The following is a 23816-nucleotide window of genomic DNA, read 5'->3' as shown; positions in this document are numbered from 1 at the left end:
CTGATTTGTTTAATATAGGGGTTATTGATAGGATAATGGCAGTTTTTTACTTAATGAATTGTTTCATTTGCAATGTCATTCAATGCAGAGATTAATGTATCTATTTCTTCTTCCGTGTTAAAAAAACCAGGACTGATTCTTATTGTGCCATCGGGATACGTACCCATTTGCTGATGAACAAAAGGTGCGCAATGTAGTCCGGGTCGTACTGCAATAGTAAATGATTGATCTAATATTGCACCTGCTTCCGCCGCAGTATATCCTTTTATGTTTATTGAAAGTATTCCTACTTTCCTTGATACATCTTTCGTCCCATATAAAATAAATCGTTCATCATTTTGAAGGGCATTGATTATTTTTTGAATTAATTTCTGTTCATGCGCCCTAATCGTGTGTGTACCCTTTGATATGACATATTCAATTCCAGCTTTCAGGCCAACGATACCAACGGTATTTGGGGTGCCGCTTTCCAGCAGGAACGGCATTTCTTCCGGTTGTGTTAATGATGCGGGTTCAAATCCAGTGCCTCCCTCTCTCCATGGACGAAGCTTGATACGTTCATGGACATAAAGACCGCCTGTTCCCGTTGGGCCAAAGGGCGCTTTATGTCCCGTAAACGCAAGCATATCAATATTGCATTCATTAACATCAATCTCACATACCCCGGTAGTTTGCGCTGCATCTACCATAAACACAATATCTCGTTCTCTGGCAATCAAACCGATTTCTTTTATAGGTTGAATTGTGCCAAGAACGTTTGTTGCATGGGTGAGAACGATTAAGCGGGTTTTGGGAGTAATGGCATTTTTTACGTCGTCAGGATTAATAAAACCATCAGAGGAATTTTTCACCTTTGTAACGGTTATTTTGTTATCTTGTGCTAATCCGTTTAAAGCACGGGATACAGCGTTATGTTCAAGATAAGAAGTGATTGCATGATCGCCTGCCTTGAGTAACCCTTTTATGCCCATATTTATCGCATCAGTTGCATTGAAGGTAAATGCAAATCTGTTTGGATCCTTTATGGCAAGAAAATCTGCAATTACCTTTCTTGTATTTTCAATTTCACGTTCTACGGTGACTGCCATCCTGTGGCCGGAACGTCCGGGGTTAGCCCCCATTGTCCTGTAAAAGGTATCCATTGACGTATATACAATTTCCGGTTTCGGATAACTTGTCGCTGCATTATCAAAATAGATCATAATTAAATAGATCCCCTAAGCTGGCGTAGCCAGAACCAAATAAGCACGAAATAAAAAATACGAAATTCGAAGTATGAAATACGAAACAAATCCAAATGACAAGGCATAAAATTCAAAACAAATCCAAAATATACGACAATAATCGGTTTTACATCCCGATGTATTTTGCATAAATACCTTTTGCCGTAATTACATCATCTGTTCCGGCTATAATTGTCCTGCCGTCAGGGAAGGCCGTTAATTCATAATCATTTACCTTCAGCCGCAGCATATATTTATTAAAAGATACGTTCCCTGCCGTCCTCAAACGCGATGCAAGCGCTGACAAATCAATAGTTGAACCGTTTGCCGGCGCGATTTGCACTGCATTTCGTCCGCATAAAGAAGTGGTTGAAGAGTATTTTTCATTCCTTAAATATTCATATTGTTTGTTTTTACAGGCCTTACAATCATTTATTTCTCTGAGTTTGTTTATATTAAGCCTTGTTATCTCATTCTTCCACAAATCAAATTTGAGAAGCTGCCTGTTAATAGACGCGCCATTGTCCGTCAGGATTTTTAAAGCCTCGGCAACCTGAATCGAGGCGATCAAACTTGCGGCAGGCGATAGTATCCCTGCGGTATCACACGTTTCAGTATTGCCGAAAGGGGGAATGTCCTGCATAACACAGCGTAAACAGGGGGTTTCTCCGGGAATGATTGTCATCGTTAATCCCGTGCTGCCAATACATGCACCATAAATCCATGGAATGTCATTTTTCACACAATAATCGTTAATGAGAAACCGGGTTTCAAAATTATCGGTGCCGTCAATGATTATATTTGCATTGTGTAAGTTTGTATCGATATTGGAGGGATTAATATCCGTGACGGCTGCTTCTATTATTATGCTGGAGTTGATTTTTTGTAGTTTTTTTTGGGCGGCTATTGCTTTGGGTAGATTATTTCTTAGGTCTTCTTCATCAAATAATGTCTGGCGCTGCAAGTTGCTTTCTTCAATAAAATCCCGGTCGATTATTTTTACACGATTAACCCCGCTGCGTACCAGGAGATTTGCAGAAGTGCAGCCCAATGCGCCGCAGCCAATAATGGCGACTGTCGTATGGGAGAGTTTTTTTTGTCCTTCTTTTCCTATGGCAGAGAATAATTCCTGCCGGACATAACGATCAGACATGTTAACTGTTATTTTTTAGAATACTTAAACACGATTTGTCACCGGATGCAATTGCCTTTTCTCTTTTATATGTTGAGATGGGATTCAGTCCCTTGCAAAAACCGGAAATCCATGCATTAACAATATCGCACATCGTTAAAAAATCTGCACCTGCATTTTTCCAGTATTTTTCATGCACACATTCCTCATGATCCCATGCGGTGCATTTCTCTGAATCTTCCACAACCTGAGCGCCTCTGTCGCAAGGCATCCCATCGCACAGGTAATCACCCAGTAATTCAAATGCCTTTGATGTACTTTTGCACTCGTTCGCAGATAACCCTTTACGGTTTACGGCCTCCTTACCACATTGAATGCCATGGGCATGCGCTGCTTCGGAGGCAATTTTCCCGGCATCATCATATTTTGCACAAAAGGCAGCTATAATAGCTGCCTCCCGTGTTTCTCCCTCGATAATAATGCTTTGAATCCCCTGATGAATGGACTTGTTTGCCAGTAATTCTTCTAACGATTTAGTGCTGTCTGTTTGAGGGTATTTTTTATATACCTCTCCGAGCAATGCCTCTGCGTCAGCACCGTATCTCGCTTTAAATGCAGAGACAATATTATTTTCTCGTGCTTCAGAAGTCTTTATTTTTCCAAACATCCAATGGTGGATAGGTCCCAGGACCATACTCATAATAGCGCTCCTTTTATTTATCAGTCTCTTCTGTATTGCGTTGCCTAATAGATAGTAATTTACGCCAGTTCTACGGATTCAATCTCGGGGATAATTTCCTTAAGTCTGGCTTCAACTCCATATTTCAATGTGGCAAGAGAGCTGGGGCATGAACCACACGCGCCTTTTAAACGCACTTTAACAATACCATCTTCATAATCAACAAGCTCAATATCTCCGCCGTCTGCTTGTAATGCCGGCCTAATGCCCTTAAGAGCCTCTTCTATTTTTTCCTTCATTATTCTTTCTCCTTAAAATTATGATTTATGTTTTTCGATAATTTCATTTAATTCCTTGATGATAACCTCAGGGTCTACATTATGCATCGTTGCGCCAAATGCAATGTCTTCTGTTTTAGAACCGGGGCAGGTATAGCAGCCTGCGCCAAAATACTTTTTTACAACGGATTCTGTTTCGGGGTAATTTTGGATTACATCGCCTATGGAAGTCTTCTTTGTTATCTTAGGTTTTGTTTCCGGCATAGATAAAACCTTTCTTAAATAATACGTTTTAAAAGTAAAAGCTCTTACTGAGTACAACCACGAAAAAAAGCTTATTCAAAGCAGAAACCATAGAAGCGGGTTGTGATTCCATTCAAAAAATGATTACGGTTTTCAGGTTATCTGACAAATAAATATTTGTCAATTAAAAAAAAACCAATAAATTTCCCACTATCGCTGACGATTGAAAATAATGGTTGATTAATACATGGTTATTTTTTAAATTAACCTATTATGTTTACGGCATCTCACATTCCATTTATAATAAGCATCATCTTGTACCTTATTTCATCGGTATGGTCGATTGGTCACATTATAAAACCTGATTTATTTAATAAAAAAGTGGCCAGATGGGCAACGGTAATGGGCTTTTTAATCCATAGCGGGTATCTCATCTTTCTTGGCATACGTTCTAACAACATTCCTATAACAAACGTTTATGAATCTTTTGTTTCATTGCTCTGGTGCGTCTTATTTGTCTTTATCAACATAGATTACCTCTATAAATTGCCTTCTTTGGATACCTTTCTCATGCCGCTCGTTACGGCGCTTTCTCTCTGGGCGCTCTCTTTTGATAAAAGTGACATGTTGATAACGGTGAGTCTCCAGAAATTCTGGCTTGTTGCCCATATTATTCCTATTTTTATCGGCTATGCGGCTTTTACTATATCGTTTAGTTTGAGCATAATGTATTTAACACAGCAGAGACATCTAAAGCATAAACTATTTGGACGTCTGTTTAACAAACTCCCTTCTTTGGAAGGTATTGATATGCTCATTTGGAAGACTATTTCTTTCGGTTTTCCATTACTTACTCTTGGTTTGGTATTTGGTACGTTCTGGGTAAAGACACAGGATATTTTGGGGGAAATGTGGTATTTGGACCCCAAAGTTATCCTTGGCCTTGCCACATGGCTTATTTATGCCGCCTTATTACACATGCGCCTGGTTGCTTCCTTTCACGGCACAAAGATAGCGTTATTAACGATTGCCGGTTTTTGTTTTGTTCTTTTCACCTTTATCGGAACATTTTTTATCGGGTCAAAACACGCCTTTCAAAAACTGAGCACTAATCCGGCATATATCGAAATTTTAGCGGTGAATAAACAACAGTACCCTAAGCTGACATAGCCGATAAAAAATACGAAGCACGGAATACTAAAGAGGAACCACAGATTGCACAGATTACACAGATTAAAAAAGTAGTCGGCAATCCACAGTCTACAGTCGGCAAATTGCCGATTGCCGATTGTGGATTGAGGATTGCAGACTGAGGAGCGGAAGTGAGAGTTATTATTATTTTGATTTGCAATAAGGATTAAATAAAATCATGAGTATTTTAGTGGTAGGATTAAATCATAAATCTGCTCCGGTTGATATCAGGGAAAAGCTTGCATTTAATAATAATTCTGTTTCAAACGCACTGTCTTTATTTTCCCAAAAATATCCTTCGTCAGAAGCTGTTATTTTATCCACCTGTAACCGCGTAGAAATGTATGCGTCGTCCGCTTCAGATGCGGTGAAATTGGAAGATATCCTCTCGTTCCTCGCTGAATTTCATAAAATCGAAAAAAATGAATTTTCCCAGTATATGTATCATTATAAAGACGACCGTGCGGTGATGCATCTCTTCCATGTGAGTTCCAGCATTGATTCTATGGTAATCGGTGAGTCGCAAATCCTTTCACAGGTTAAAGAGGCATACACACTTGCCAGCATGGAACAATCAACCGGGAAAATTCTCAATCAATTATTTCAGCAGGCTTTAAATATTTCCAAAACGATACACACCAATACTTCCATAGGTCAGGGCAAGGTTTCCATCAGCTCTGTTGCGGTCGAATTTGCTGAAAAGATATTCCAGGATTTTGCCGGCAAAATGGTATTAGTGGTAGGGGCTGGTGAGATGTGCGAACTTTTGCTGAAACATCTTTATGAAGAGGGGGCGCGAACGATTATTGTCGCAAACCGTACCTTCGAACGCGCACAGGCAATTGCTGATGCGTTTCAAGGTGAGGCAATTAAATATGAATTGCTCGGTGATTACCTTTCAAAGGCGGATATTATTATTACTTCCACCTCAGCGCCGCATTACGTAATTCATAGTGACCAGGTGAAAGACGCAATAAAGCACCGCAGGGGGAACCCCATGTTCCTTATCGATATTGCCGTTCCCAGAGACATAGAACCGTCTGTTGGCAATATTGATAATGTGTATTTATATAATATTGATGACCTTCAATCCGTTGTAAACCAGAACCTTGACGACAGAACCCGCGAAATCGAAAAATGCCGGGCAATTATTGAAAAAGAAGTGGAACACTTCATGGCAAAGCTTGAACAAATAAAGATAGAACCTGCGATAACATTATTGAGAAACAGTTTTCACACCATCGGAAAAGATGAATTAAGCCGATTGAAACCAAAACTGAGGAATATTAATGATGAAGAATGGAACCAGGTGGTTTACACTATGGAAAGAACCCTCAATAAACTCTTGCATCATCCAGCCAAGATAGCAAAACAGGAAGCAAGAAACGGAGGGGGATACCGTTACGTAGAGACAATTAAAAAACTCTTTGGCGTCTTTCATCACCATTCATCAGAAGATTCAAACAAAAATAGCCCCGCCTCATAGTATCACCAGGTAAAAACGTACTACCCCATGCAGGTATTCACAATGCCAGCGTATTATGCATATTCAACCGGGTCTTTGTAGCCGGATTCTCCGAATGCCTTTCGTCTTAGATAACAGCTATTGCACACACCGCAAGCCTTATCAGTGTTTTTGTAACATGACCAGCTAAGATGGAGCGGCGCTTTCAATGATATACCCAATGTTACAATCTCTGCCTTCGTTTTAAAAATAAGTGGAGTTTCCACCGTTATGCGGGTTTCAGGTTTCGTTCCCGCAGCAATCAATTTGTTAAACACTTCGTAATAAAATGGTTTGCAATCAGGGTAGCCCGGTGTATCGTGCGAAACGGCGCCGATGAATACCTTTTCAGCACCGATAACCTCCGCCCATGAAACTGCTACGGAAAGAAAGAGGGTGTTTCGGAATGGCACGTATGTTGTTGGCACTTCTTTGCTGTCAGGCTCTGCCTCTTGAACAGGTATCATTGTGTCCGTAAGGCTTGAGCCGCCAATTTTTTTAAGATAATCGATATTTGCAATAAGAATTCGTTTGTCAGGGACTTTGTAATATGCGGCTATTTCATGGAATGCCGAAAGTTCTTTTGATTCGGTTCTTTGTCCATAATTGATATGTAATAATGCGAGATCATATGTTTCGTTTGCGATTGCAGCGGTTACGCAGCTATCTAAACCACCGCTGGCAAGCACAATAGCAGTATCTTTTCCTTTCATTTTTTACACGCCCCTTGTTTCCGGCCCCCAAATATACTTATGCATCTGAAGCTGCAACCGCACGTTAATGTGATCCTCTAAAATCCATGAAGCAATTAAAGAAGGCTGAATCATTCCGTAAACAGGGAGCATTAAAATATGGGCAATTTCGGTTAGATGATATTTAGTAATCATTGAGCTTGCCCATTCATAGTCGTTTCGGGAGGACAGGACAAATTTAACCTCATCCCTTTTCGCCAAATACGCGATATTTTGCCAGCACATTTTATGGCTCATACCGCTGTCAGGACACTTTACATCCAAAATCCTTATTGTCCCCTCAGGTAAAACACTGACGTCATAACTGCCGTTTGTTTCAACAAGAACGGTATAATTCCTGTTAAGTAATTCGCGTGCTAATACAGGTGTATTGTGATTTGACAGAGGTTCTCCCCCGGTAACACACACTGATTTCAATCCGAATGAATCAACCTTGTCAATGATGGAAGAAATTGACATTTCATTCCCTTCTTCATATGCATATTGTGTGTCACAATAGCTGCAGCGCAAGTTGCATCCGGTTAACCTGACAAAAACAAACGGAAGGCCGGTAAAAGACGTCTCTCCCTGTATACTCCTGAATATTTCATTAATTAACATGCAATAATTTTATCAGCAAAAGAAATCCTTGCAAAGTAATTAATGGTATTGATACTATTTCATTTCGTATTCGGATGTTATTAAATGTACGATTTATGGCAGGGGAGGTTACGGATATTCACATGAAGATTGAACTTATAGTAACAGGGAAAACGGAAGATGACTATATGAAGAGGGGGATATCTGTTTATACAAACAGGCTAAAGCATTATTGCGCATTTAATATTGCAGAAATTTCTTCGGTAAAACCTGTTAGCAGTAAATCGTCTGAAGATGTGAAGGAAAAAGAAGCAATTGCTCTTGAAAAATTGCTGGCGCCAACAGACTTTGTTGTACTGTTGGACGAAAAGGGCAGGGAACTGACTTCTGTTGAATTTGCTGATTTTTTACAGCAAAAGATGAATACGGGTGTCAGGGCAGTTAAATTTGTCTCCGGCGGGGCATACGGCATTGCAGCACAGATAAAAAAAAGGGCAAATTTAACGTTATCATTATCACAGATGACGTTTTCTCATCAGATGGTGCGCCTGTTTTTTGTAGAGCAACTCTACAGGGCAATGACCATTATCAGGAATGAAAAATATCATCACGAATGATCGAGATATGTATGCCATGTGTATTGTTACTGTTTTTATTTCTAACGAGCCTTTTCGCTATAAAGTATTGATCGCTCAAATTCCTTGTTTAGCACGTGTCCTACTATAATCATTGCTGTTTTTGTTATAGCCTCGTCTTTTACTAATTTATCAATGTGCGATAAGCATGAGCGAATGATTTTCTGCTGTGGCCATGATGCCTTATAGACAACTGCTATAGGACATTCCTTTCCATAGTGAGGAATGAGGATTTTTACAATCTCAGATAATTTTTCAATGCTAAGAAAAATACACAGTGTAGGAGTAGATGCCGCGAGTTTGCTGAGGTGTTCTTTTTCCGGCATGGGAGTGTTGCCTTCCATTCGTGTAATTACAATCGTTTGGGTGACTCCTGGAAGCGTTAATTCTTGTTTCAATGCGGCGGAGGCGGCAACGAAAGAACTTACCCCCGGAATAATTTCATATAAAATCCCTAGTTCATCAAGCACACGCATTTGTTCCTGTATAGCACCGTAAATAGCGGGGTCGCCGGAATGCAGACGAACGAGGTCTTTGTTTGCCATTTTTGCCTCTTTGAAGACCTCCTTCATATTTTCCAGATTCATTTTAGACGAATCGTATTTTTTTGCGCTTGATGGCAAGGCAGATAGCAATTCCTCGTTTACCAGTGATCCTGCGAAAATACAATATTCTGCGCCTTTAAGTATATTAAAACCTTTTACTGTTATAAGATCTTTGTCACCTGGTCCAGCGCCAACAAAATATACTTTCATGAGAAAAACTCCGTTTATAATGGGGAGGGTTAAAGGTCTATTAACGGTATTCTATCAGTTTCCGTCTTTCCAATGAATTGAGTTCACGATAACTTTTTTTGACTCCTCGCCCACGATCTTAAATTGGCTATCTTTTATTACATAGGTAGAGGCAGATTTACTGCTGTTTCTTACCGTAATAATCCAATACGCACCGTCTTTGCCAACAGATTCCACTCTTCCGTTTTTTAAAGTGATAGTAACACTTAGCACCGCTTCGCCTTCGCTACCCGAGATTTGTCTTACATTGCTTATGGTAAAAACGCTGGGCAATCCTGCTTTTAACCGGATCTGCTGAGATCCCACATCGATAAATTGTCCATTTGCACTAACTGGCATAGTAAACAATAAAAATAGAAACAAAATAATTTTGCAATTCATTTCCTGCTCCTTTTCTCTCTTTTCCCGGGTATTTTGTTGTTTATACTGGTATGATTTGCCATTAAATTTTCCCTATTATACAATAAATATGTTTTCTTATACCCATTTTTCTGTAAAGATTTCAACAAAATCCTTATTTTAAGCGCCTGCCTTCTTTATATTTCCTTTCTTCGGTATGATTACTTCCGGTATATATACTTACAAAAAAACGCATAAGCCAATTTATTAATTTTAAATTAGACTTATGCGTTTTATTTAACAGTAAAATGAAATCCAGTGGTTATTTATTATTACTTCTTTTCGATCTCTATTTCGGCAAATTTTGCCCTTCCGCTTTTCAATTTTACGGTAGCTCTTGAATTTTTAAAATTTTTCTTTTCCACCGTCAATTTATAAGTATCTTCTTTCAAATCATCAAATTTAAATCTACCGTTTCGATCTGTATTAACCTCATCCTTCACCCCTGTTTTTTTTCCTTTCAATTGTACCTGAGCGGCCTGCATGTATGACATGTAACAGGATTGAAAATATACTACCGTCCCATAAATAGACCCCCTTTTACTGCAAGCATTCTCAACGTTATTAGTGAGTTCCTTTTCTCCATCCGTGCCTGCCTTGAGGGATAACACCAACGATATAATCAATACACCAACCATAGGTAAAATAAAAAAAAATTTACGTTTTTTCATAGAACTGTTCTCCTTTGCTTTATGTTAAAAAGATTGAAGGTATAAATGGTAGAATAATATGTTTAATTCGAAGGCTGATTTGAATTATCGGACTATCGACTAAACACCTTAATAAAAATCCGGCGTATTATATAAACCCTAATAGATAAGTCAAGACAAAAAGAGGTTAAAAGCGTTTCACCTGTAATTGTCATTTCGAGGAATGAAGTGGCGTGAAATCTTTGTCCGGATCAGGCTGCTAGGGGGGGAAATTCTCGTTCTACACGGAATGAATGCCGTCTAAGGTATGATTTTGTGGCTATTTGTGACCAAAAAAGACTATGAATGCCTCATTCTTCTTCCGCTCTAAATGATTTCAGCCTGTTGTAGATTCTCAGTTCAGTTTGAGCTTCCAGATCCATGCCTTTTTCTTTGTAAAGGAGCCATAAATTGTGGTGTGCGTCAATATCACCAGGGTCTATATCAATTATTTTTGAAAATGCCTCAATTGCCTCATCGAGCCGCCCCAGTTTTTTATAGGTTTTCCCTAAATTGAAATAAGCATTCACGAAATCCGGGTCAATAATGACCGATTGTTCCCAACAGGCAAGGGCAGAAGTATACTTATTCTTTTTTGTATATGCATTTCCTAATTTGTAATATACCAATGAATTAACCGGGTAGCCTTCGATAATTTTTTCCCATGTTTTTATCGCTTTGTCAATATTACCTTTGGATTCGTAAACGTCCGCAAGATTATTCAATGTAGTATAGTCATCAGGATTTGTTTCAAGCACCTTTGACCACATGGAAATAGCATTATCAATTTTTCCTTGATTATAAAGCGCAACGCCCAGATTAAAGTATGCGTCTGTGTTTTCTGGATTTATTTCTATAGTCTTTTTCCATGCACGGATAGATTTGTCTACATCACCAATTTCAGCGGCCAGTTCACCATAATTATAATACGCTTCTTCATACCACGGGTCATCGGAAAAGGCGCTTTCATAAGCGGATAAAGCTTTGTCAGGCATGTTAATTTCTGTATAGATTTCTCCAAGTTTAAAATGTGCGGGGGCAATGGCATTGCTTATTGCTATTGCCTTTTCAAGCGATGCGATGGCTTCTTTTGAGTTGCCTTCTTTACTAAAAATTAATCCAAGGTTATAGTGTGCTTCGGCAAAATCCGCTCTTAGTTTCAGAGCGGTTTCAAAAGCATCTTTTGCCTCGTTTAAATTATTATGTGCAAAGAGTGCAATACCCAGGTTGTTATAGGCGTCTGTGTAATTATTTTTCAATTTTACAGCAGTTTGGTGTGCAGAGATGGCCTTTTCGATTTCGTTCATCTCATAGTAAATAATACCCAAGTAATTGTGTGCTTCAGCATCCCTGGGATTCAATTCAAGTGTTTTTTGAAACTCTGTAAGCGCTTTTTCCGGCATGTTTTTTTTGTAAAATGCAAATCCCAGGCTAAAATGAAAATCAGGATTGTTTGAATCGAGCTTGATTGCTTTGTTTAAATAGTCAAAGCTCTCATTGATTTTGTTTGTTTCAAGGTATAAAAGTGCCATAGTGTAGTATGCTTCCGCCATAGAAGGGTTTAATTTCAGGCACTCTTTTAAAGCGGAAAATGCCTCTGTATATTCATTTTTCTTTTTGTATAAAAGACCTAGGTCGCTGTATGCCTCTGCTTTTCCTTTAAAGTTAGATTTGTCGTAGTAAGAGATAGCATTATTTAGTTCATTCATTGCTTTACTAAGTTGATTAATTTCGAAGTATGCCTTGCCTAAATAATGGTGCAATTCTCCATCTTGCCGGATACCCTGTAATGCAAAATTGAATTCGTCAATGGCTTCCTCGGTCATGCCTTTTTTGAAGTAGGTAATACCTAAAGTTTTATGTTCCTTTGCTGACAATGCGCCGGTCAATTTGTCTGTTATTGAACCGATATATCCGCCTTTTATGTTTTTTTTATCTTTAGTATCGTATGGAGAGCTGCATGCTATCGGGAAGAAAAGAAGAATGTAAGCCACCCAGAAATATTTCTTAATGATCATTGGTTTTTAAGTAAAAAATAAAATTAAGCCTTCGGCGACTTTTTTGGATGAAACATCTCAACGCATGGGCGATCCGGCAGTGGTTGAAAATCTTCAACCCCTGCTTTATCAGTTCCTTGCTCTAAATATTACCAGTATTTACAAGGCATTCAAGGAAATTCATTTACTTTTTTGCTTGTATCTGTTTTTGTTTCTTGTGACTTTCCGGATAAAATAAAAAGTAATGGTGGAATTGGAAACGGTAGTATAGTAAGATATTCTTACCATTTATCATATAATTTACAATTGGAGATACGGGAATATGAAGGTGTTGACAATATCATCTAAAGGGCAAATTGCAATACCAAAGGAGATAAGGGATTTTTTGCATATCAAAGAGGGCGACAGACTGGTTTATAAGATAGACAGGGGCAGGATTGTATTGGAGCCTGTAGTAAGCGTCCCACGTTCACAGTCGTATTTTTGGACGCCCGAAGTACAGGAGAAGGTTAAAAATGCTGATGAGAATTTTAAGACGGGCAATTTCAAGACGTATAAGGTAGATAAATTTATAAAGGAACTAAAGGAGTGAGCGAGTATCTTATTGCCGTAGAACCCGAATTCTTCCCACAGTACGACAGCCTGCCTAAAGAGATAAAGAAGAAGTTTAAGAAACAATTAACCTGTCTGAAAGGCAATCCAAAGCACAATTCATTACAGATGCACAAACTTGAAGGTACGGACTTCTGGAAATTTTATGTGGATAAGGGCTATCGCTGTGTCTTTAAACAAGAGGGTAATGTCTTCAAGCTTTATTTTATAGGGACACATAAATTGATTGATAATTTTTAATAATTAAGGTTTGTCTTTTATCCTATGTATAGCGTAAAAAACAAAAAACTAAAGTGTTACAAAAACTTTGAAGGTCTCATTTAATTATATTGGCAAAAGGAAGTTATGGATAATATCATTATTTTTGATACAACTTTGCGTGATGGGGAACAATCGCCAGGCGCCAGTCTTGATATTGGGGAAAAGCTGCAGATAGCACGACAGTTGGCATTGTTAAATATTGACGTAATTGAAGCGGGATTTCCGATGGCGTCTCCGGGCGATTTTCAGTCCGTGAGCAATATAGCAAAGGAAATTCGCGGTGTTTCCATTGCTGCACTTGCCCGCGCAATGGAAAAGGATATAGACAGTGCGGCAAAGGCATTGGAAAAAGCGGAAAGGCCTCGGATTCATATTTTTCTCGCCACTTCCGAGATTCACAGAAAATACAAATTGCTTAAAGCAAAAGATGAAATAATTAATTTGGCAGTGAAGGCTGTTACTTATGCCCGAAAATTTGTTGAGGATATAGAGTTTTCTCCGGAGGATGCTTCCCGTACAGAGATGGATTTTCTTGCCCAGGTCGTTGAGTCTGTTATTGCAGCAGGCGCCACAACCGTTAATATACCCGATACTGTTGGTTATGCAGTGCCGGAACATTATGCGTCAATAATTACCGGATTAAAAGAAAAGGTAAAGAATATCAGCAAAGCTGTTTTAAGCGTACATTGTCATAATGATCTTGGTTTGGCAGTGGCTAATTCATTGGCGGCGGTAAAAGCAGGCGCAAAACAAGTGGAATGTACCATTAATGGATTGGGGGAACGGGCGGGGAATGCCGCTCTGGAAGAGGTCGTTATGGCTATAAAAACACGTCAGGATTACTATGGCTGTTCAACTCGCATCAAAACAAGGGAATTAACAAATTCAAGCCGGCTTGTGAGTGTGTTAACTGGGATGCGTGTTCAGAGGAATAAGGCAATTGTAGGCGAAAATGCGTTCTCGCATCAATCTGGCGTCCATCAGGATGGCGTACTCAAGGAGAGAACCACATACGAAATTATGCATCCTGAAGATGTTGGACTCCAGAAAACAAAAATCGTGTTGGGGAAATTATCAGGCAGACACGCTTTTAAAGAAAGAATTAAGGAATTAGGGTATGATTTGACGGAGATTGAATTTGAAAAGGCTTTTGAAGAATTCAAACGGCTTGCTGACAAGAAGAAAGAGATATTTGATGAAGAAATAGAAGCTATTATAGATACGGAAAAGATGGAAATTCCTCACATTTTCCAGTTAGAAAGCTTAAGCATTAGCTGCGGGCCAAATGTTGTACCAACCGCAGGCGTTCGGATCAGATTGAGTGATGGAAGTGTGGCTGATAATGCGACAATAGGCGACGGCCCCATAGACGCACTTTTTAAGGCTATCGATCTCGCCACGGGAATTTCAGGCAAGTTGCTTGATTATCATATTCAGGCTATTACCAGTGGAAAGGACGCCATGGGCGAGGTTTACGTAAATGTTGATATACACGGGAAGAATGTGAAAGGCCGTGCGGTAAGCACTGACATCATTGAGGCGAGCGCAAAAGCCTATTTAAATGCATTAAATAAAGTGGCTGCAAAATAAACCCATGATCTGTGTACCAATAGTTGCAAATAATAATAACGATGCCATCCGCGACATGGAATGCGCATCAAAAATTGCCGATGCTGTCGAGTTGCGCATTGATTACATTCATGATTTGAATTTACGGCAAATACTGGAAAAATGTACGAAGCCTGTTGTCGTCACAAACCGGCCGGTTCGGGAAGGGGGAAAATTCAGAGGGACTGAAGAAGAAAGACTCCAATTGCTGAAACAGGCAATACAACTGCAAGCCGATTATGTGGATATAGAACATGACAGCATCCGGAACGTTAAAAAAAACGGAAATGCCCTGTTTGCCGGCAGCAAAACAAAAATAATTGTCTCTTATCATAATTTCAAGGAAACCCCTGAAAATCTTTCGGAAATATACAATAAACTTTGCCAGAGTGGCGCGGATATTGTAAAGATTGTTACCCATGCTAATTCAATAACTGATAATATTAAAATATACCAGCTTCTCCTGCAGTCAAAAATACCCATGATTTCATTCTGTATGGGAGAATACGGAATAATCAGCCGTATATTATATAAAATATTTGGCAGTTATCTGACTTTTGCATCACTTCAGAAAGGAAAAGAATCCGCTCCAGGCCAAATCAATATCGAAGAACTTTTGAATATGTATCATATTAAAAGCCAAAACAAGCATACCGCAGTTTATGGTTTAATTGGCAATCCTGTATCTCACAGTATTAGTCCCATGATTCATAATGCACTTTTCAGAGAAATGGGCATGAATTGTGTTTATGTTCCTTTTAAAGTGGATGAAATTGGCAGATTTATTTCTGAATTTAAAAAATTAAATATTTCAGGGTACAGCGTTACTATTCCTCATAAAGAATCGATAATAAATTACCTTGATGATACGGATCCGATTGCCAAAAAGATTGGTGCGGTAAATACTGTGGTAAATAAAAATAATCGTTTGATAGGTTTTAATACTGATTTGGAAGCTGCCATTACCGTGCTCGCAGAGGTTGCGAATGTATCCGGCCATACTGCAGCGGATGCTTGCTTTAAAAACAAGCATGTTACTATTATTGGAGCAGGGGGCGTTGCACGTGCGATTGCCTTTGGGTTAAAAATGTATGGCGCCGATATTACACTCGTTAGTAGAAATCAAACACGTATGCAATCACTTGCCGGCGAAGTCGGTTGTTCCTTTACCAATAAGAACGATCTGCAAAATTTGGAAACGGATATATTCATTAATGCAACGCCGGTGGGTATGTATCCCTCAATAAATGAGACGCCCGTTGATAGAAAACTTTTGAAGCCAAATATGATTGTTTTTGACACTATTTATAATCCCTCCGAGACGAAATTAATAAAAGATGCAAAGGAAATAGGTTGTAAAACGGTGGGGGGGATGCCTATGTTTATTCGTCAGGCAGCAGCGCAGTTTAGATTGTGGACTAATACAGAACCACTTCTGGATATAATAGAAAATATTGCATACATAGACTAGCAAATACGTTTGATTCCGGGTTTTTTCATACTGATGTAAGGAATATGGATGTCTGTTTAATGTTCATTGATAATAAACGTATTTATGAGGAGCACGATTGAACATTTTTTTAATTGGTTTTCGAGGCGCCGGAAAAACTTCTGTAGGCAAAATACTCGCGCAACGATTAAATAGGAAATATATTGATGCGGACGAGTATTTGGAGCAAAAAGAAGGAAAAACCATAAAAGATATATTTGAAGAAGGCGGCGAAGGAAAATTCCGGGAAATAGAATCGGACGTAATTGCCGAATTGTGTTTGCAAAATAACACGGTTATTGCCACCGGCGGGGGAGTGGTTCTTAAAGAGGAAAATGTAAAGAGGATGAAAAAGTGCGGTGTTGCCATTCTTCTGGAAGCGGATGTTGATACTCTGTATAAACGAATAAAAGGAGACATTACCTCAACCACCAAAAGGCCTGGCCTGACAAATTATGGGGAATATCAGGAGGTACGTTATCTTTTGGAAAAAAGAAAACCATTATATGATAAGACGGCCGATTTTGTTGTAAACACGGCAAAGACGTCGATCGGTGAAGCGGCAGGTAAAATAGCGTCTTTTATAGAAAATTGTGTGATAGATTTTGATATGGGGTAATGTCATTCTATAATAATACAATAAATTGAAATTCATATTGTCAGTGTTGATTCTATAACACCTTTCCCGTTGATTTAATGTGAAAATGTACCGTATAAATTTTGTTTAATATGAATTATGACCTTGTGCTGTTTATTTCCTGAACTAATTTCCTGATTAATTTTTCACAAGATTTAACGACGTTTCCTTTCGCATTTGTATCAACGAGTTTCAAAGGGTTCTTTTCGACCAAGGTCAGAAGGGAATCGATAGCATTTGAAATTGTAACGGCGGACGTTTTATCAAATAATGGAGATTTTGACAGTTTCGGTTCCGGAGGCGTATTACTTGATATATCGTTTCTTTTCGTCGAAGACTTTTTACCCGAAGTAGATTTTTTTTGTTGCCCGCCTGATGCAGATGAGTTTTTTTTGTTCATATTTTCCTCTTTCCCGCCTCTGAAAATTATTATTTACTCATTTAACGCAATTAATTTAAATAATCATATCTCACTTGGCTTATAATTCTTATATCTGTTGTACAAAAGCAGCTTTTTGTAAAAAGAAAAATCCTGTACATGTATATGTATATAGATACTAACTACCAAAATCAACATATTTTTCACTTGGTTTTACTGATGCATAACATACAATAAAAATATGCGCATTTTTTTTATTTGAAGCGTTCCCCCTTTTTTAATATAAAGCAAAAAAGTGAGAAACCCGTTTATCTCTAACAAAAATAGACATATAGGTAATATATCATACTCAATAATTCGCATTATCTATTTAATTTCTTTAAATAAATAAGTACAAAATATGAAGCGTTTATGGTGGGCATTTACGTATTCTCTTTGTGGATTAAAAGATACCTTCTCCACAGAACATGCTTTTCGACAAGAGATAATTGCTACATGTATATTGCTGCCTCTTGCTTTATACATAAAGGTTTCGCTCTGCTTGAAACTTCTGTTAATCGTTTGTAATATTATCGTGCTTATTGTTGAACTTTTGAATACTTCTCTGGAATTAATAGCCGATATTGTTTCTCCCGAATTTAATGTTAAAGTAAAACGTGCAAAAGACTGCGGGAGCGCCGCTGTTTTCCTCAGCCTGGTGAGTTGGTTTATTGTATGGATGGTTGCTTTTTACCAATGGTTATATGCTCTATAGCTGTAAACAGAGAGGGAAAATAAGTATCAATACATTTGCGTCCTCACCCACTTTATATAAACATCGTTTATGTTAATCCTTATTTAATTTCGTTGATGCATATTATGAAAAGGCATTATTTCAACAAAGCATTTGTTACGCCAATAATACTCCTGTGGATATTTATGAGCGTGCCCCGGGCCTGGTATTTTTACCGGGGGGGGTTGCCGGCGGATACTACGATACTTACCGGCGGGGTCTATCCGTTTATTCTTGGCTTTATGCGGGACGGGGCTTTTGCCAGTTCTGTTCTTATCCCCATACAGCTTTTATATCTGTTCAAAGTGTCAGATATAATACCTGATAAGGTAATAAAAATTTTCGGGATTTCATTGAAAGTATTTTTCTCCGTACTCCTTGCAATCATGATGGCCAACGTGGAGTTCTTCCGATATTTTGGCTTTCATTTCAATAGTACTCATATTAGTTTCCTCAATTACACAGGCCATATTTCAAGCTCATTTTTCGAATTTTCTCATCCTTTGTGCATGGCTTTTGAACTTCTTATTTTTCCAGGAATATTTCTTTTTTTTAGTTTGGTTATTTCAATAAAACAATTTGAAAAGGTGTTTTTATCCCGTTATTCATTCTCAATCTCTCTTTTTATTCTGGTTGCTGGAATAGTTGTTCAATTTGTTCCGTTAAAAACAGCGCTCATTACCAACTTGACGGAAAATTATAACATCGCCTTTGTAAAACACCTTGTTTTTGGAGATGAAATAAAGAGCAGGAATTCCAAGGGTATTGAAAAAATATTAGATACCCTTCCGCTTAACGATGACCGTATAAAGAATCAGCCATGGATATATCCCGACCCTGATTATCCTTTATTAAAGGCAACCTTGCACCATTTATGTAAACTTGGGAAATTGCCGGAGGCGGTATGCAATGAAGACAAAGATGGCGATGGTTATGACTTGAAAGATGATTGCAACGATTATGACCCGAATATTCATCCCGGAGCATATGACATTCCGAGAAATGGAATTGATGAAGATTGTTCCGGGTGTGACGCCGAACCGCCAAACATTATATTTGTTCATTGGGAAGGTGTGCGCGCAGTTAATGTAGATTGCATTGGTTATTCTGTGCCGTCCACACCGAGGTTTTGCGACATTTGCACAGAGAATGGAGTACTCTTCACGAATGCTTATTGCAATGGTGTTCAGACAAGATGGTCTCTCATTTCGGTATATTGTTCCATACTTCCCCGTCTTTCAACTGAATGGATATTCCAATATAACATTGATTTGAATTTGTTGTCTTTTCCTGAAATCCTGAGAAGAAGGGGATATGAAACGATTTATGTTCACGGAGGCAATATTGGGTTTTCAAACAAATTAAGCCGGTTTGCCGGATGGTTTGAAACCAGGTACGACCGTACAAATGCACCAATAAAAGATATGGAAATGTTTAACTGGGGGTTAAAAGACAGGGATTTATTTGAATTTGCGTACAGTGCTATGGAGAACCGTGATGACCCGAGGCCTTTTTATATGACAATTGCGACACTTTCCATGCATCATCCTTTTAAATTACCGGAAAAGGAATTTGAAATGAACGATCATCACGATGTGAAGAATCAATTATCAAATATTGCAAGATATTCTGACGATGCACTGGGCGATTTCTTAGAAAAGGTATTATCAAGTGAAAAACTGGAAAATACCATCATTATTGTGACGAGCGACCACGGCATTAATTGGTTCTATCCCCACCCGGAAAGAGAACAAAACATATTATGGGAAGACCTAGTATGGATACCTGTCGCTCTTATTGGGAAAAACTGGAATATTGATCCCGGACAAAAAATCAGCGAAGTCAGACAATTGGCAGACATAGGGCCAACAATCCTTGACCGATTAGGCATAGAAATCCCAAATCCATTTATTGGACATTCTCTTCTGAGGCGTTTTAAGAATAGGGATGCGAGGGCATTTTTTGCAACGGCGAATGGTGGGGCGTCAGCGGGAATCCGGTTTGAAAATCATAAATATTTTACTCATTTTGATTCAAAAAAAGAATATTTATATGATATTGAGAACGACAGGGAAGAAAAGTTTAATCTATGTGAAGACTCTCGTTACAAAGAACAGCTTGAATTGTACAACAGTATGGTATCAGATGTGTACTCGCAAAGCACGGAACTTATTAAAGATGACAGAATCTGGAATTGGGAGTATTGGATAGAATATTAAACAAAAAACGATACGGATGATAAATGATGATAAATGATGATATTAATCGTGGATTCTATAATATTCCCTTAGGCGGGATAAGTTTTTCAATCAAAGTTCTTATACAGGCAAGTACTTCCTTTTGTTTTTCAAGTGTTGATTCCATTATCGTTTGCTTCTTTTGCATCAACCATAACATTCTTAGAACAAATCCGAGAATTATAATGCTTATGGTAATAAAGAGGCCAAACATCCACTGGAGTATGTCAAACCTTTTGTCTACAGATGCGAATTTGGCGTTAATCTCAGAACGTAGGTCATCAAATCTCTTGTCGACAGATTCAAATCTTGTGTTCATCTCAGAACGCAGGCCATCAAATTGTTTTTCTAAATTTTTTTGTCCGTATTCAAGTTGAGTAAGTCTTTCAGTGATTTCCCTATCGGTAATCCTTGGAGCAACTTCAACCTCAACGGCAATAACGTGCGCAGTCTTTAATAAAACTACTGATAAACATAAAAATATCGCCAATGTTCTATACATGACCGGATTCTATCATACCACAATGGATAAAGTCAAATGCCCGAACCATCGGAAAAGTTAATATTGCAATATTTTGGAATATTGTCAGATGATTCATTTAAGTGCCTCCAGCGACCTGCCCTTGGGTTTTCTCCCGACCTTACGGGTGTTGTGCAGCACTCGCAACCAATGCTGGGATAATTCTTTTTATGTAAAGGATGAATCGGTACGTCATTTTCAAGCAGGTAGGATTCTATTTGTTCATCCGACCAGTCAAAAAGCGGGTGGAGTGCATAACCATCTATTCTCGGATCCCGCAATAAAGGCTCTAATTTCGAGCGTTTTCCGCCTTCCGTCTGTCTCAGACCAACCATAGACAACCTCAAACCATTTTTTTTCATGTAACTAAGATATGGCGCCTCTTTTCTTAAACGACAACATTCTTTCTGTCCGTCAATATATTGATACAACTTCTTGCCATACAGCTTTTCTTGTTGCTCTATAGTAAGATCAGGGTACAATGTGACCATGTTTAATTTGTATCGTGTAATGAATTCATCCCTGAGTTGTAATGTTTCGGTAAAGTGGTATCCCGTATCGATAAATAAGATGTAATTTTCTAGACCCAGGGAATAAAAATAGTGCATTAACACAGAAGCCGTCTTTTGCATACTGCTCAATAAAATTGCATCCCTTCCAAAATTGTCAACTGCCCATTGTATTCTTTCCGTGGCGGAAAAATCTCTCAGTTTTTGATTAACTGGGATAATATCCAGTTGTATTGTTTGTTCCATTCGTTTTGCATAACTCCCGGTATAATTACGTAAAAGTTGTTTTATCGTAAAAATAAAATTAAAATTCCACAAAGATGCCTGGGGCAATCCTTTTGTAATGGTCGAAAAATGAAAATTTCACCTCAGTTTATTAATCAATTAACAGTGAGTCAAGCAATAAGTAAGGTGTTTTGTAAAATCGTAAAGATTTTAACAATAAGGACTGATTGCTCAAAAAGGTAAGATTTGTAAATATGCAGCTATTGATATACAAGGGCTTATTGCCTTAACAGCAAAGATGATATTACGCATCATGGGTTTTGTGATGTGCATCAAAAATGTAATTTATATGTGGTGATACATCGTCTGTAAATATGTTAATTTTGCGCGTACAATAAATTGTCGTTGACTTTACATTTATTAGCCTGTACAATGCGAAAAATTATATTAGATACTTATTTTATAAGGAGTTACGATAGTTTTGGTTGATTCGGATTTATATGTTTATAGGCATTGACATAGTTGAAATAAATCGTATAAAGAAGCTGTGTCTTTCCAACGAAAGATTTTTAAATAAAATTTATACGGTTAAAGAACTTGAGTATTGTTTACAGAAAAAGAACAGACATCAACATTTAGCGGCACGTTTCGCTACGAAAGAAGCTATGTTCAAAGCCTTAGGAACCGGATGGACAGGTAAAATAAAATGGACTGATGTCGAGTTGTTAAATGATGAAAAAGGGAAGCCATATCTGAATTTTTATGGCAATGTAAAAAAATTAGTCGAAGAGAAGAATATTAATACTGCCGAGGTCTCATTGTCACATTGTAACGAATACGCTATTGCACAGGTGTTATTAGTGCCAGGAGTGGTATCTGCCGCAGTATAAAAATTGTAAACGATTATTAAAAGGGTAATTGCATGAAAAAGCTTGTACTTATCAATCCACATCCAATGGGTAACGTTGGCGAGGAGAATGTCTCAGTATTAAACCAAATGCCGGTAAATCTTGGTTATTTGAAAGTGCTAACGCCTGGCAACTGGCAAGTCGATATTATTGATGAAACGCAGGAATATGCTATTGATGAAAATACAGGCGACATTACCTTTGGGGGCGCCGATCTGGTTGGGATTACCTCAGTAAGTTATCAGGCAGACCGTGCGTATAAAATAGCAACAGCCTGCAGAAAAAGAGGAATTCCTGTTATTATGGGAGGCATTCATGCCACAAGCAATCCTGATGAGGCCGCAAAATATGTTGACAGTGTCGTGATCAGAGAAGGAATCACCCTTTGGTCAACCATTATTGATGATTTCGAAAAGGGATGTCTCCGGAAAAGGTATGACGGCGGCCTTACTCCTATGGAAATCTACTGCAATTTAAGCCCGGATAGAAAGTTTTTGAAGGATAAATATAAATACCGGTATTCGGGAATTATTACCACCGCAGGGTGTCCGTTTGCATGTGAATTTTGCTCCGTCCCACAATTTCAGGGTCAAAAATACAGGGAACGGCCTATAGACGATATATTGAATGAATTTGAATCTATAAAGGGGCAATACCGCGGTTTGATTCTGACGGATGAAAATTTTTACGGACATAGTAAGAAATCGAATGAACGGGTTCGCACTCTTTTTAAAAGTATGGTAGAGAGAGGCATTTATCAAAACTGGTTCGGCTTTACCTCACTTAATATATATAAGGATGACGAAACGCTTGAATATATGGCGAAGAGTGGATGCGTTGGCGTGTTGATTGGCATAGAATCCATTGAGGAAGAATCTCTCAAGTCTATGAACAAAAATGTGAATTTGAAAATATCCGTAGAAAATTATTATGAGGCAATTGCTAACATAAGAAAACATGGTCTTGCCGTGTGGGGAACTATGGTATTCGGAAACGATGCCGATACCTCCGGTACGTTTGAACGGGTAGCCGATTTTATCCTTGATTCGCATATAGATATTATGACTTGCGGCATACTCTGCCCGTTTATCAATACACCGCTTTATCACCGCCTGAACAGAGAAAACAGGCTTTTTCGTACACATTTTCCCGAAGATTGGAAATATTACACATCGCATCATCTGACGTATGTATTGAAAAAACTGACCCTCGATGAAATGATCGAGGGATTTCAATACCTCTATGACAGGATTTTTGCCACAGAGGTGTTGCGGAAGAGATTCCACCGCGCCAAGGATGAGTTGAATAATAATATGAATGCCGCTATGTTTGCATTTCGCGTGAATCTTGACTGGCAAAATGTGTATCAGCATTTGATTCAAAATCTGAAAGATTTGCAGAACTCAGGCGATTATGAGGCAGCCTTAAAATATTACCTTAGTCCTTCTTCAAGCGTAATTTTTTAAGCCGAGAGAGGTAAGGTAGGTTGAAATGCCCGAATTTACTGGTTAAGATGGTGATATGTAAAAATTCCAATAACCAGAAAAAGGGGCATTTCAGATGA

The 23816-nt window shown here is 38.4% G+C and carries 26 protein-coding genes; 12 read left to right on the top strand and 14 right to left on the bottom strand.

The features are described 5' to 3' along the window. Positions 1–50: 50 nt before the first annotated feature. The 5 genes from ABJL82_RS02940 to ABJL82_RS02920 form a co-directional block, all read right to left on the bottom strand. Positions 51–1202 (bottom strand): aminotransferase class V-fold PLP-dependent enzyme, encoded by a 1152-nt coding sequence (locus ABJL82_RS02940; RefSeq protein ID WP_347273215.1) that lies wholly within the window; start codon positions 1200–1202, stop codon positions 51–53. A 148-nt stretch (positions 1203–1350) separates the two neighbouring features. Beyond that, positions 1351–2376 (bottom strand): ThiF family adenylyltransferase, encoded by a 1026-nt coding sequence (locus ABJL82_RS02935; RefSeq protein WP_347273214.1) that lies wholly within the window; start codon positions 2374–2376, stop codon positions 1351–1353. A gap of 1 nt (position 2377) precedes the next feature. Then, on the bottom strand, positions 2378–3055 hold the full coding sequence (locus ABJL82_RS02930) for a hypothetical protein (RefSeq protein ID WP_347273213.1): 678 nt from the start codon (positions 3053–3055) through the stop codon (positions 2378–2380). Between the two features lie 59 nt (positions 3056–3114). Continuing rightward, positions 3115–3333: a NifU family protein gene (locus tag ABJL82_RS02925; protein WP_099326600.1), complete on the bottom strand. Its 219-nt coding sequence runs from the start codon at positions 3331–3333 to the stop codon at positions 3115–3117. Between the two features lie 18 nt (positions 3334–3351). Then, the gene (locus tag ABJL82_RS02920) at positions 3352–3576 is read right to left on the bottom strand and encodes a DUF1858 domain-containing protein (protein ID WP_099326601.1); all 225 of its coding nucleotides are present in this window, start codon (positions 3574–3576) and stop codon (positions 3352–3354) included. A gap of 252 nt (positions 3577–3828) precedes the next feature. Between ABJL82_RS02920 and ccsA the strand changes: the two genes are divergently transcribed. Both ccsA and hemA read left to right on the top strand, forming a co-directional pair. Beyond that, positions 3829–4725, top strand: a complete 897-nt coding sequence (gene ccsA / locus ABJL82_RS02915) for a cytochrome c biogenesis protein CcsA (RefSeq protein ID WP_347273212.1) — start codon at positions 3829–3831, stop codon at positions 4723–4725. A 199-nt stretch (positions 4726–4924) separates the two neighbouring features. Then, the gene (hemA, locus tag ABJL82_RS02910; RefSeq protein WP_347273211.1) at positions 4925–6232 is read left to right on the top strand and encodes a glutamyl-tRNA reductase; all 1308 of its coding nucleotides are present in this window, start codon (positions 4925–4927) and stop codon (positions 6230–6232) included. Positions 6233–6285: 53 nt separating this feature from the next. Here the strand turns inward: hemA and queC are convergent, their stop codons facing one another. Together queC and ABJL82_RS02900 are read right to left on the bottom strand one after the other, a co-directional pair. After that, entirely contained in the window at positions 6286–6963 is a 678-nt protein-coding gene (gene queC, locus ABJL82_RS02905; protein ID WP_347273210.1) for a 7-cyano-7-deazaguanine synthase QueC, read from the bottom strand. Between the two features lie 3 nt (positions 6964–6966). After that, positions 6967–7602 carry a radical SAM protein gene (locus ABJL82_RS02900; RefSeq protein ID WP_347273209.1) on the bottom strand — a complete coding sequence of 212 codons (636 nt, stop codon included), beginning with the start codon at positions 7600–7602 and terminating at the stop codon, positions 6967–6969. A 122-nt stretch (positions 7603–7724) separates the two neighbouring features. Here ABJL82_RS02900 and ABJL82_RS02895 point away from each other — a divergent pair, with 122 nt between their 5' ends. Continuing rightward, on the top strand, positions 7725–8198 hold the full coding sequence (locus tag ABJL82_RS02895) for a 23S rRNA (pseudouridine(1915)-N(3))-methyltransferase RlmH (RefSeq protein ID WP_347273208.1): 474 nt from the start codon (positions 7725–7727) through the stop codon (positions 8196–8198). Positions 8199–8239: 41 nt separating this feature from the next. Here ABJL82_RS02895 and cobM read toward each other — a convergent pair whose 3' ends face one another. The 4 genes from cobM to ABJL82_RS02875 all read right to left on the bottom strand — a co-directional run bounded on the left by cobM (position 8240) and on the right by ABJL82_RS02875 (position 12092). Continuing rightward, complete coding sequence (gene cobM, locus ABJL82_RS02890; protein ID WP_347273207.1) at positions 8240–8971, bottom strand: precorrin-4 C(11)-methyltransferase; 732 nt, start codon at positions 8969–8971, stop codon at positions 8240–8242. 54 nt (positions 8972–9025) lie between these two features. Next, a complete protein-coding gene (locus ABJL82_RS02885) occupies positions 9026–9391 on the bottom strand; it encodes a hypothetical protein (RefSeq protein WP_347273206.1) in 366 nt (121 codons plus the stop codon). A 290-nt stretch (positions 9392–9681) separates the two neighbouring features. Continuing rightward, positions 9682–10080: a carboxypeptidase-like regulatory domain-containing protein gene (locus tag ABJL82_RS02880; protein WP_347273205.1), complete on the bottom strand. Its 399-nt coding sequence runs from the start codon at positions 10078–10080 to the stop codon at positions 9682–9684. 329 nt (positions 10081–10409) lie between these two features. Then, the gene (locus ABJL82_RS02875; protein ID WP_347273204.1) at positions 10410–12092 is read right to left on the bottom strand and encodes a tetratricopeptide repeat protein; all 1683 of its coding nucleotides are present in this window, start codon (positions 12090–12092) and stop codon (positions 10410–10412) included. Positions 12093–12417: 325 nt separating this feature from the next. Here ABJL82_RS02875 and ABJL82_RS02870 point away from each other — a divergent pair, with 325 nt between their 5' ends. The 5 genes from ABJL82_RS02870 to ABJL82_RS02850 all read left to right on the top strand — a co-directional run bounded on the left by ABJL82_RS02870 (position 12418) and on the right by ABJL82_RS02850 (position 16684). Next, positions 12418–12687, top strand: a complete 270-nt coding sequence (locus ABJL82_RS02870; protein ID WP_347273203.1) for an AbrB/MazE/SpoVT family DNA-binding domain-containing protein — start codon at positions 12418–12420, stop codon at positions 12685–12687. After that, the gene (locus ABJL82_RS02865; RefSeq protein ID WP_347273202.1) at positions 12684–12947 is read left to right on the top strand and encodes a DNA helicase; all 264 of its coding nucleotides are present in this window, start codon (positions 12684–12686) and stop codon (positions 12945–12947) included. Before ABJL82_RS02870 ends, ABJL82_RS02865 begins: the two co-directional genes overlap by 4 nt. Positions 12948–13052: 105 nt before the next feature. Next, positions 13053–14558, top strand: a complete 1506-nt coding sequence (locus tag ABJL82_RS02860; protein WP_347273201.1) for a 2-isopropylmalate synthase — start codon at positions 13053–13055, stop codon at positions 14556–14558. 4 nt (positions 14559–14562) lie between these two features. After that, entirely contained in the window at positions 14563–16047 is a 1485-nt protein-coding gene (locus tag ABJL82_RS02855; protein ID WP_347273200.1) for a shikimate dehydrogenase, read from the top strand. Between the two features lie 97 nt (positions 16048–16144). Next, a complete protein-coding gene (locus ABJL82_RS02850; RefSeq protein ID WP_347273199.1) occupies positions 16145–16684 on the top strand; it encodes a shikimate kinase in 540 nt (179 codons plus the stop codon). 115 nt (positions 16685–16799) lie between these two features. On the opposite strand, the gene ABJL82_RS02845 is transcribed toward ABJL82_RS02850, so the two are convergent. Continuing rightward, positions 16800–17102: a hypothetical protein gene (locus tag ABJL82_RS02845; protein WP_347273198.1), complete on the bottom strand. Its 303-nt coding sequence runs from the start codon at positions 17100–17102 to the stop codon at positions 16800–16802. Positions 17103–17481: 379 nt separating this feature from the next. Here ABJL82_RS02845 and ABJL82_RS02840 point away from each other — a divergent pair, with 379 nt between their 5' ends. Continuing rightward, positions 17482–17835 (top strand): diacylglycerol kinase, encoded by a 354-nt coding sequence (locus ABJL82_RS02840; RefSeq protein ID WP_347273197.1) that lies wholly within the window; start codon positions 17482–17484, stop codon positions 17833–17835. 104 nt (positions 17836–17939) lie between these two features. Further along, the gene (locus ABJL82_RS02835; protein ID WP_347273196.1) at positions 17940–20072 is read left to right on the top strand and encodes a sulfatase-like hydrolase/transferase; all 2133 of its coding nucleotides are present in this window, start codon (positions 17940–17942) and stop codon (positions 20070–20072) included. Between the two features lie 55 nt (positions 20073–20127). On the opposite strand, the gene ABJL82_RS02830 is transcribed toward ABJL82_RS02835, so the two are convergent. Both ABJL82_RS02830 and ABJL82_RS02825 read right to left on the bottom strand, forming a co-directional pair. Then, positions 20128–20592 (bottom strand): hypothetical protein, encoded by a 465-nt coding sequence (locus tag ABJL82_RS02830; protein ID WP_347273195.1) that lies wholly within the window; start codon positions 20590–20592, stop codon positions 20128–20130. Between the two features lie 32 nt (positions 20593–20624). Continuing rightward, the gene (locus ABJL82_RS02825) at positions 20625–21365 is read right to left on the bottom strand and encodes a phosphoadenylyl-sulfate reductase (RefSeq protein WP_347273194.1); all 741 of its coding nucleotides are present in this window, start codon (positions 21363–21365) and stop codon (positions 20625–20627) included. 464 nt (positions 21366–21829) lie between these two features. On the opposite strand from ABJL82_RS02825, the gene acpS reads away from it, so the two are divergent. Both acpS and ABJL82_RS02815 read left to right on the top strand, forming a co-directional pair. Continuing rightward, positions 21830–22234 (top strand): holo-ACP synthase, encoded by a 405-nt coding sequence (gene acpS, locus ABJL82_RS02820; RefSeq protein ID WP_347273193.1) that lies wholly within the window; start codon positions 21830–21832, stop codon positions 22232–22234. Positions 22235–22266: 32 nt separating this feature from the next. Beyond that, positions 22267–23718, top strand: coding sequence for a radical SAM protein (locus tag ABJL82_RS02815; protein WP_347273192.1), 1452 nt, complete (start codon positions 22267–22269; stop codon positions 23716–23718). Positions 23719–23816: the final 98 nt, after the last annotated feature.

The organism is Candidatus Kuenenia sp. (assembly GCF_039794105.1).
Taxonomy (GTDB): Bacteria; Planctomycetota; Brocadiia; order Brocadiales; family Brocadiaceae; genus Kuenenia.
Note: the sequence above shows the minus strand (reverse complement) of the source record. Positions and strands in the feature narration are given on the sequence as shown.

Coding starts and splice junctions, on each gene's coding strand:
- ABJL82_RS02940 (WP_347273215.1), bottom strand. CDS start 1,202: ATGATCTATTTTGATAATGCAGCGACAAGTTATCCGAAACCGGAAATT.
- ABJL82_RS02935 (WP_347273214.1), bottom strand. CDS start 2,376: ATGTCTGATCGTTATGTCCGGCAGGAATTATTCTCTGCCATAGGAAAA.
- ABJL82_RS02930 (WP_347273213.1), bottom strand. CDS start 3,055: ATGAGTATGGTCCTGGGACCTATCCACCATTGGATGTTTGGAAAAATA.
- ABJL82_RS02925 (WP_099326600.1), bottom strand. CDS start 3,333: ATGAAGGAAAAAATAGAAGAGGCTCTTAAGGGCATTAGGCCGGCATTA.
- ABJL82_RS02920 (WP_099326601.1), bottom strand. CDS start 3,576: ATGCCGGAAACAAAACCTAAGATAACAAAGAAGACTTCCATAGGCGAT.
- ccsA (WP_347273212.1), top strand. CDS start 3,829: ATGTTTACGGCATCTCACATTCCATTTATAATAAGCATCATCTTGTAC.
- hemA (WP_347273211.1), top strand. CDS start 4,925: ATGAGTATTTTAGTGGTAGGATTAAATCATAAATCTGCTCCGGTTGAT.
- queC (WP_347273210.1), bottom strand. CDS start 6,963: ATGAAAGGAAAAGATACTGCTATTGTGCTTGCCAGCGGTGGTTTAGAT.
- ABJL82_RS02900 (WP_347273209.1), bottom strand. CDS start 7,602: ATGTTAATTAATGAAATATTCAGGAGTATACAGGGAGAGACGTCTTTT.
- ABJL82_RS02895 (WP_347273208.1), top strand. CDS start 7,725: ATGAAGATTGAACTTATAGTAACAGGGAAAACGGAAGATGACTATATG.
- cobM (WP_347273207.1), bottom strand. CDS start 8,971: ATGAAAGTATATTTTGTTGGCGCTGGACCAGGTGACAAAGATCTTATA.
- ABJL82_RS02885 (WP_347273206.1), bottom strand. CDS start 9,391: ATGAATTGCAAAATTATTTTGTTTCTATTTTTATTGTTTACTATGCCA.
- ABJL82_RS02880 (WP_347273205.1), bottom strand. CDS start 10,080: ATGAAAAAACGTAAATTTTTTTTTATTTTACCTATGGTTGGTGTATTG.
- ABJL82_RS02870 (WP_347273203.1), top strand. CDS start 12,418: ATGAAGGTGTTGACAATATCATCTAAAGGGCAAATTGCAATACCAAAG.
- ABJL82_RS02860 (WP_347273201.1), top strand. CDS start 13,053: ATGGATAATATCATTATTTTTGATACAACTTTGCGTGATGGGGAACAA.
- ABJL82_RS02855 (WP_347273200.1), top strand. CDS start 14,563: ATGATCTGTGTACCAATAGTTGCAAATAATAATAACGATGCCATCCGC.
- ABJL82_RS02845 (WP_347273198.1), bottom strand. CDS start 17,102: ATGAACAAAAAAAACTCATCTGCATCAGGCGGGCAACAAAAAAAATCT.
- ABJL82_RS02840 (WP_347273197.1), top strand. CDS start 17,482: ATGAAGCGTTTATGGTGGGCATTTACGTATTCTCTTTGTGGATTAAAA.
- ABJL82_RS02835 (WP_347273196.1), top strand. CDS start 17,940: ATGAAAAGGCATTATTTCAACAAAGCATTTGTTACGCCAATAATACTC.
- ABJL82_RS02830 (WP_347273195.1), bottom strand. CDS start 20,592: ATGTATAGAACATTGGCGATATTTTTATGTTTATCAGTAGTTTTATTA.
- ABJL82_RS02825 (WP_347273194.1), bottom strand. CDS start 21,365: ATGGAACAAACAATACAACTGGATATTATCCCAGTTAATCAAAAACTG.
- ABJL82_RS02815 (WP_347273192.1), top strand. CDS start 22,267: ATGAAAAAGCTTGTACTTATCAATCCACATCCAATGGGTAACGTTGGC.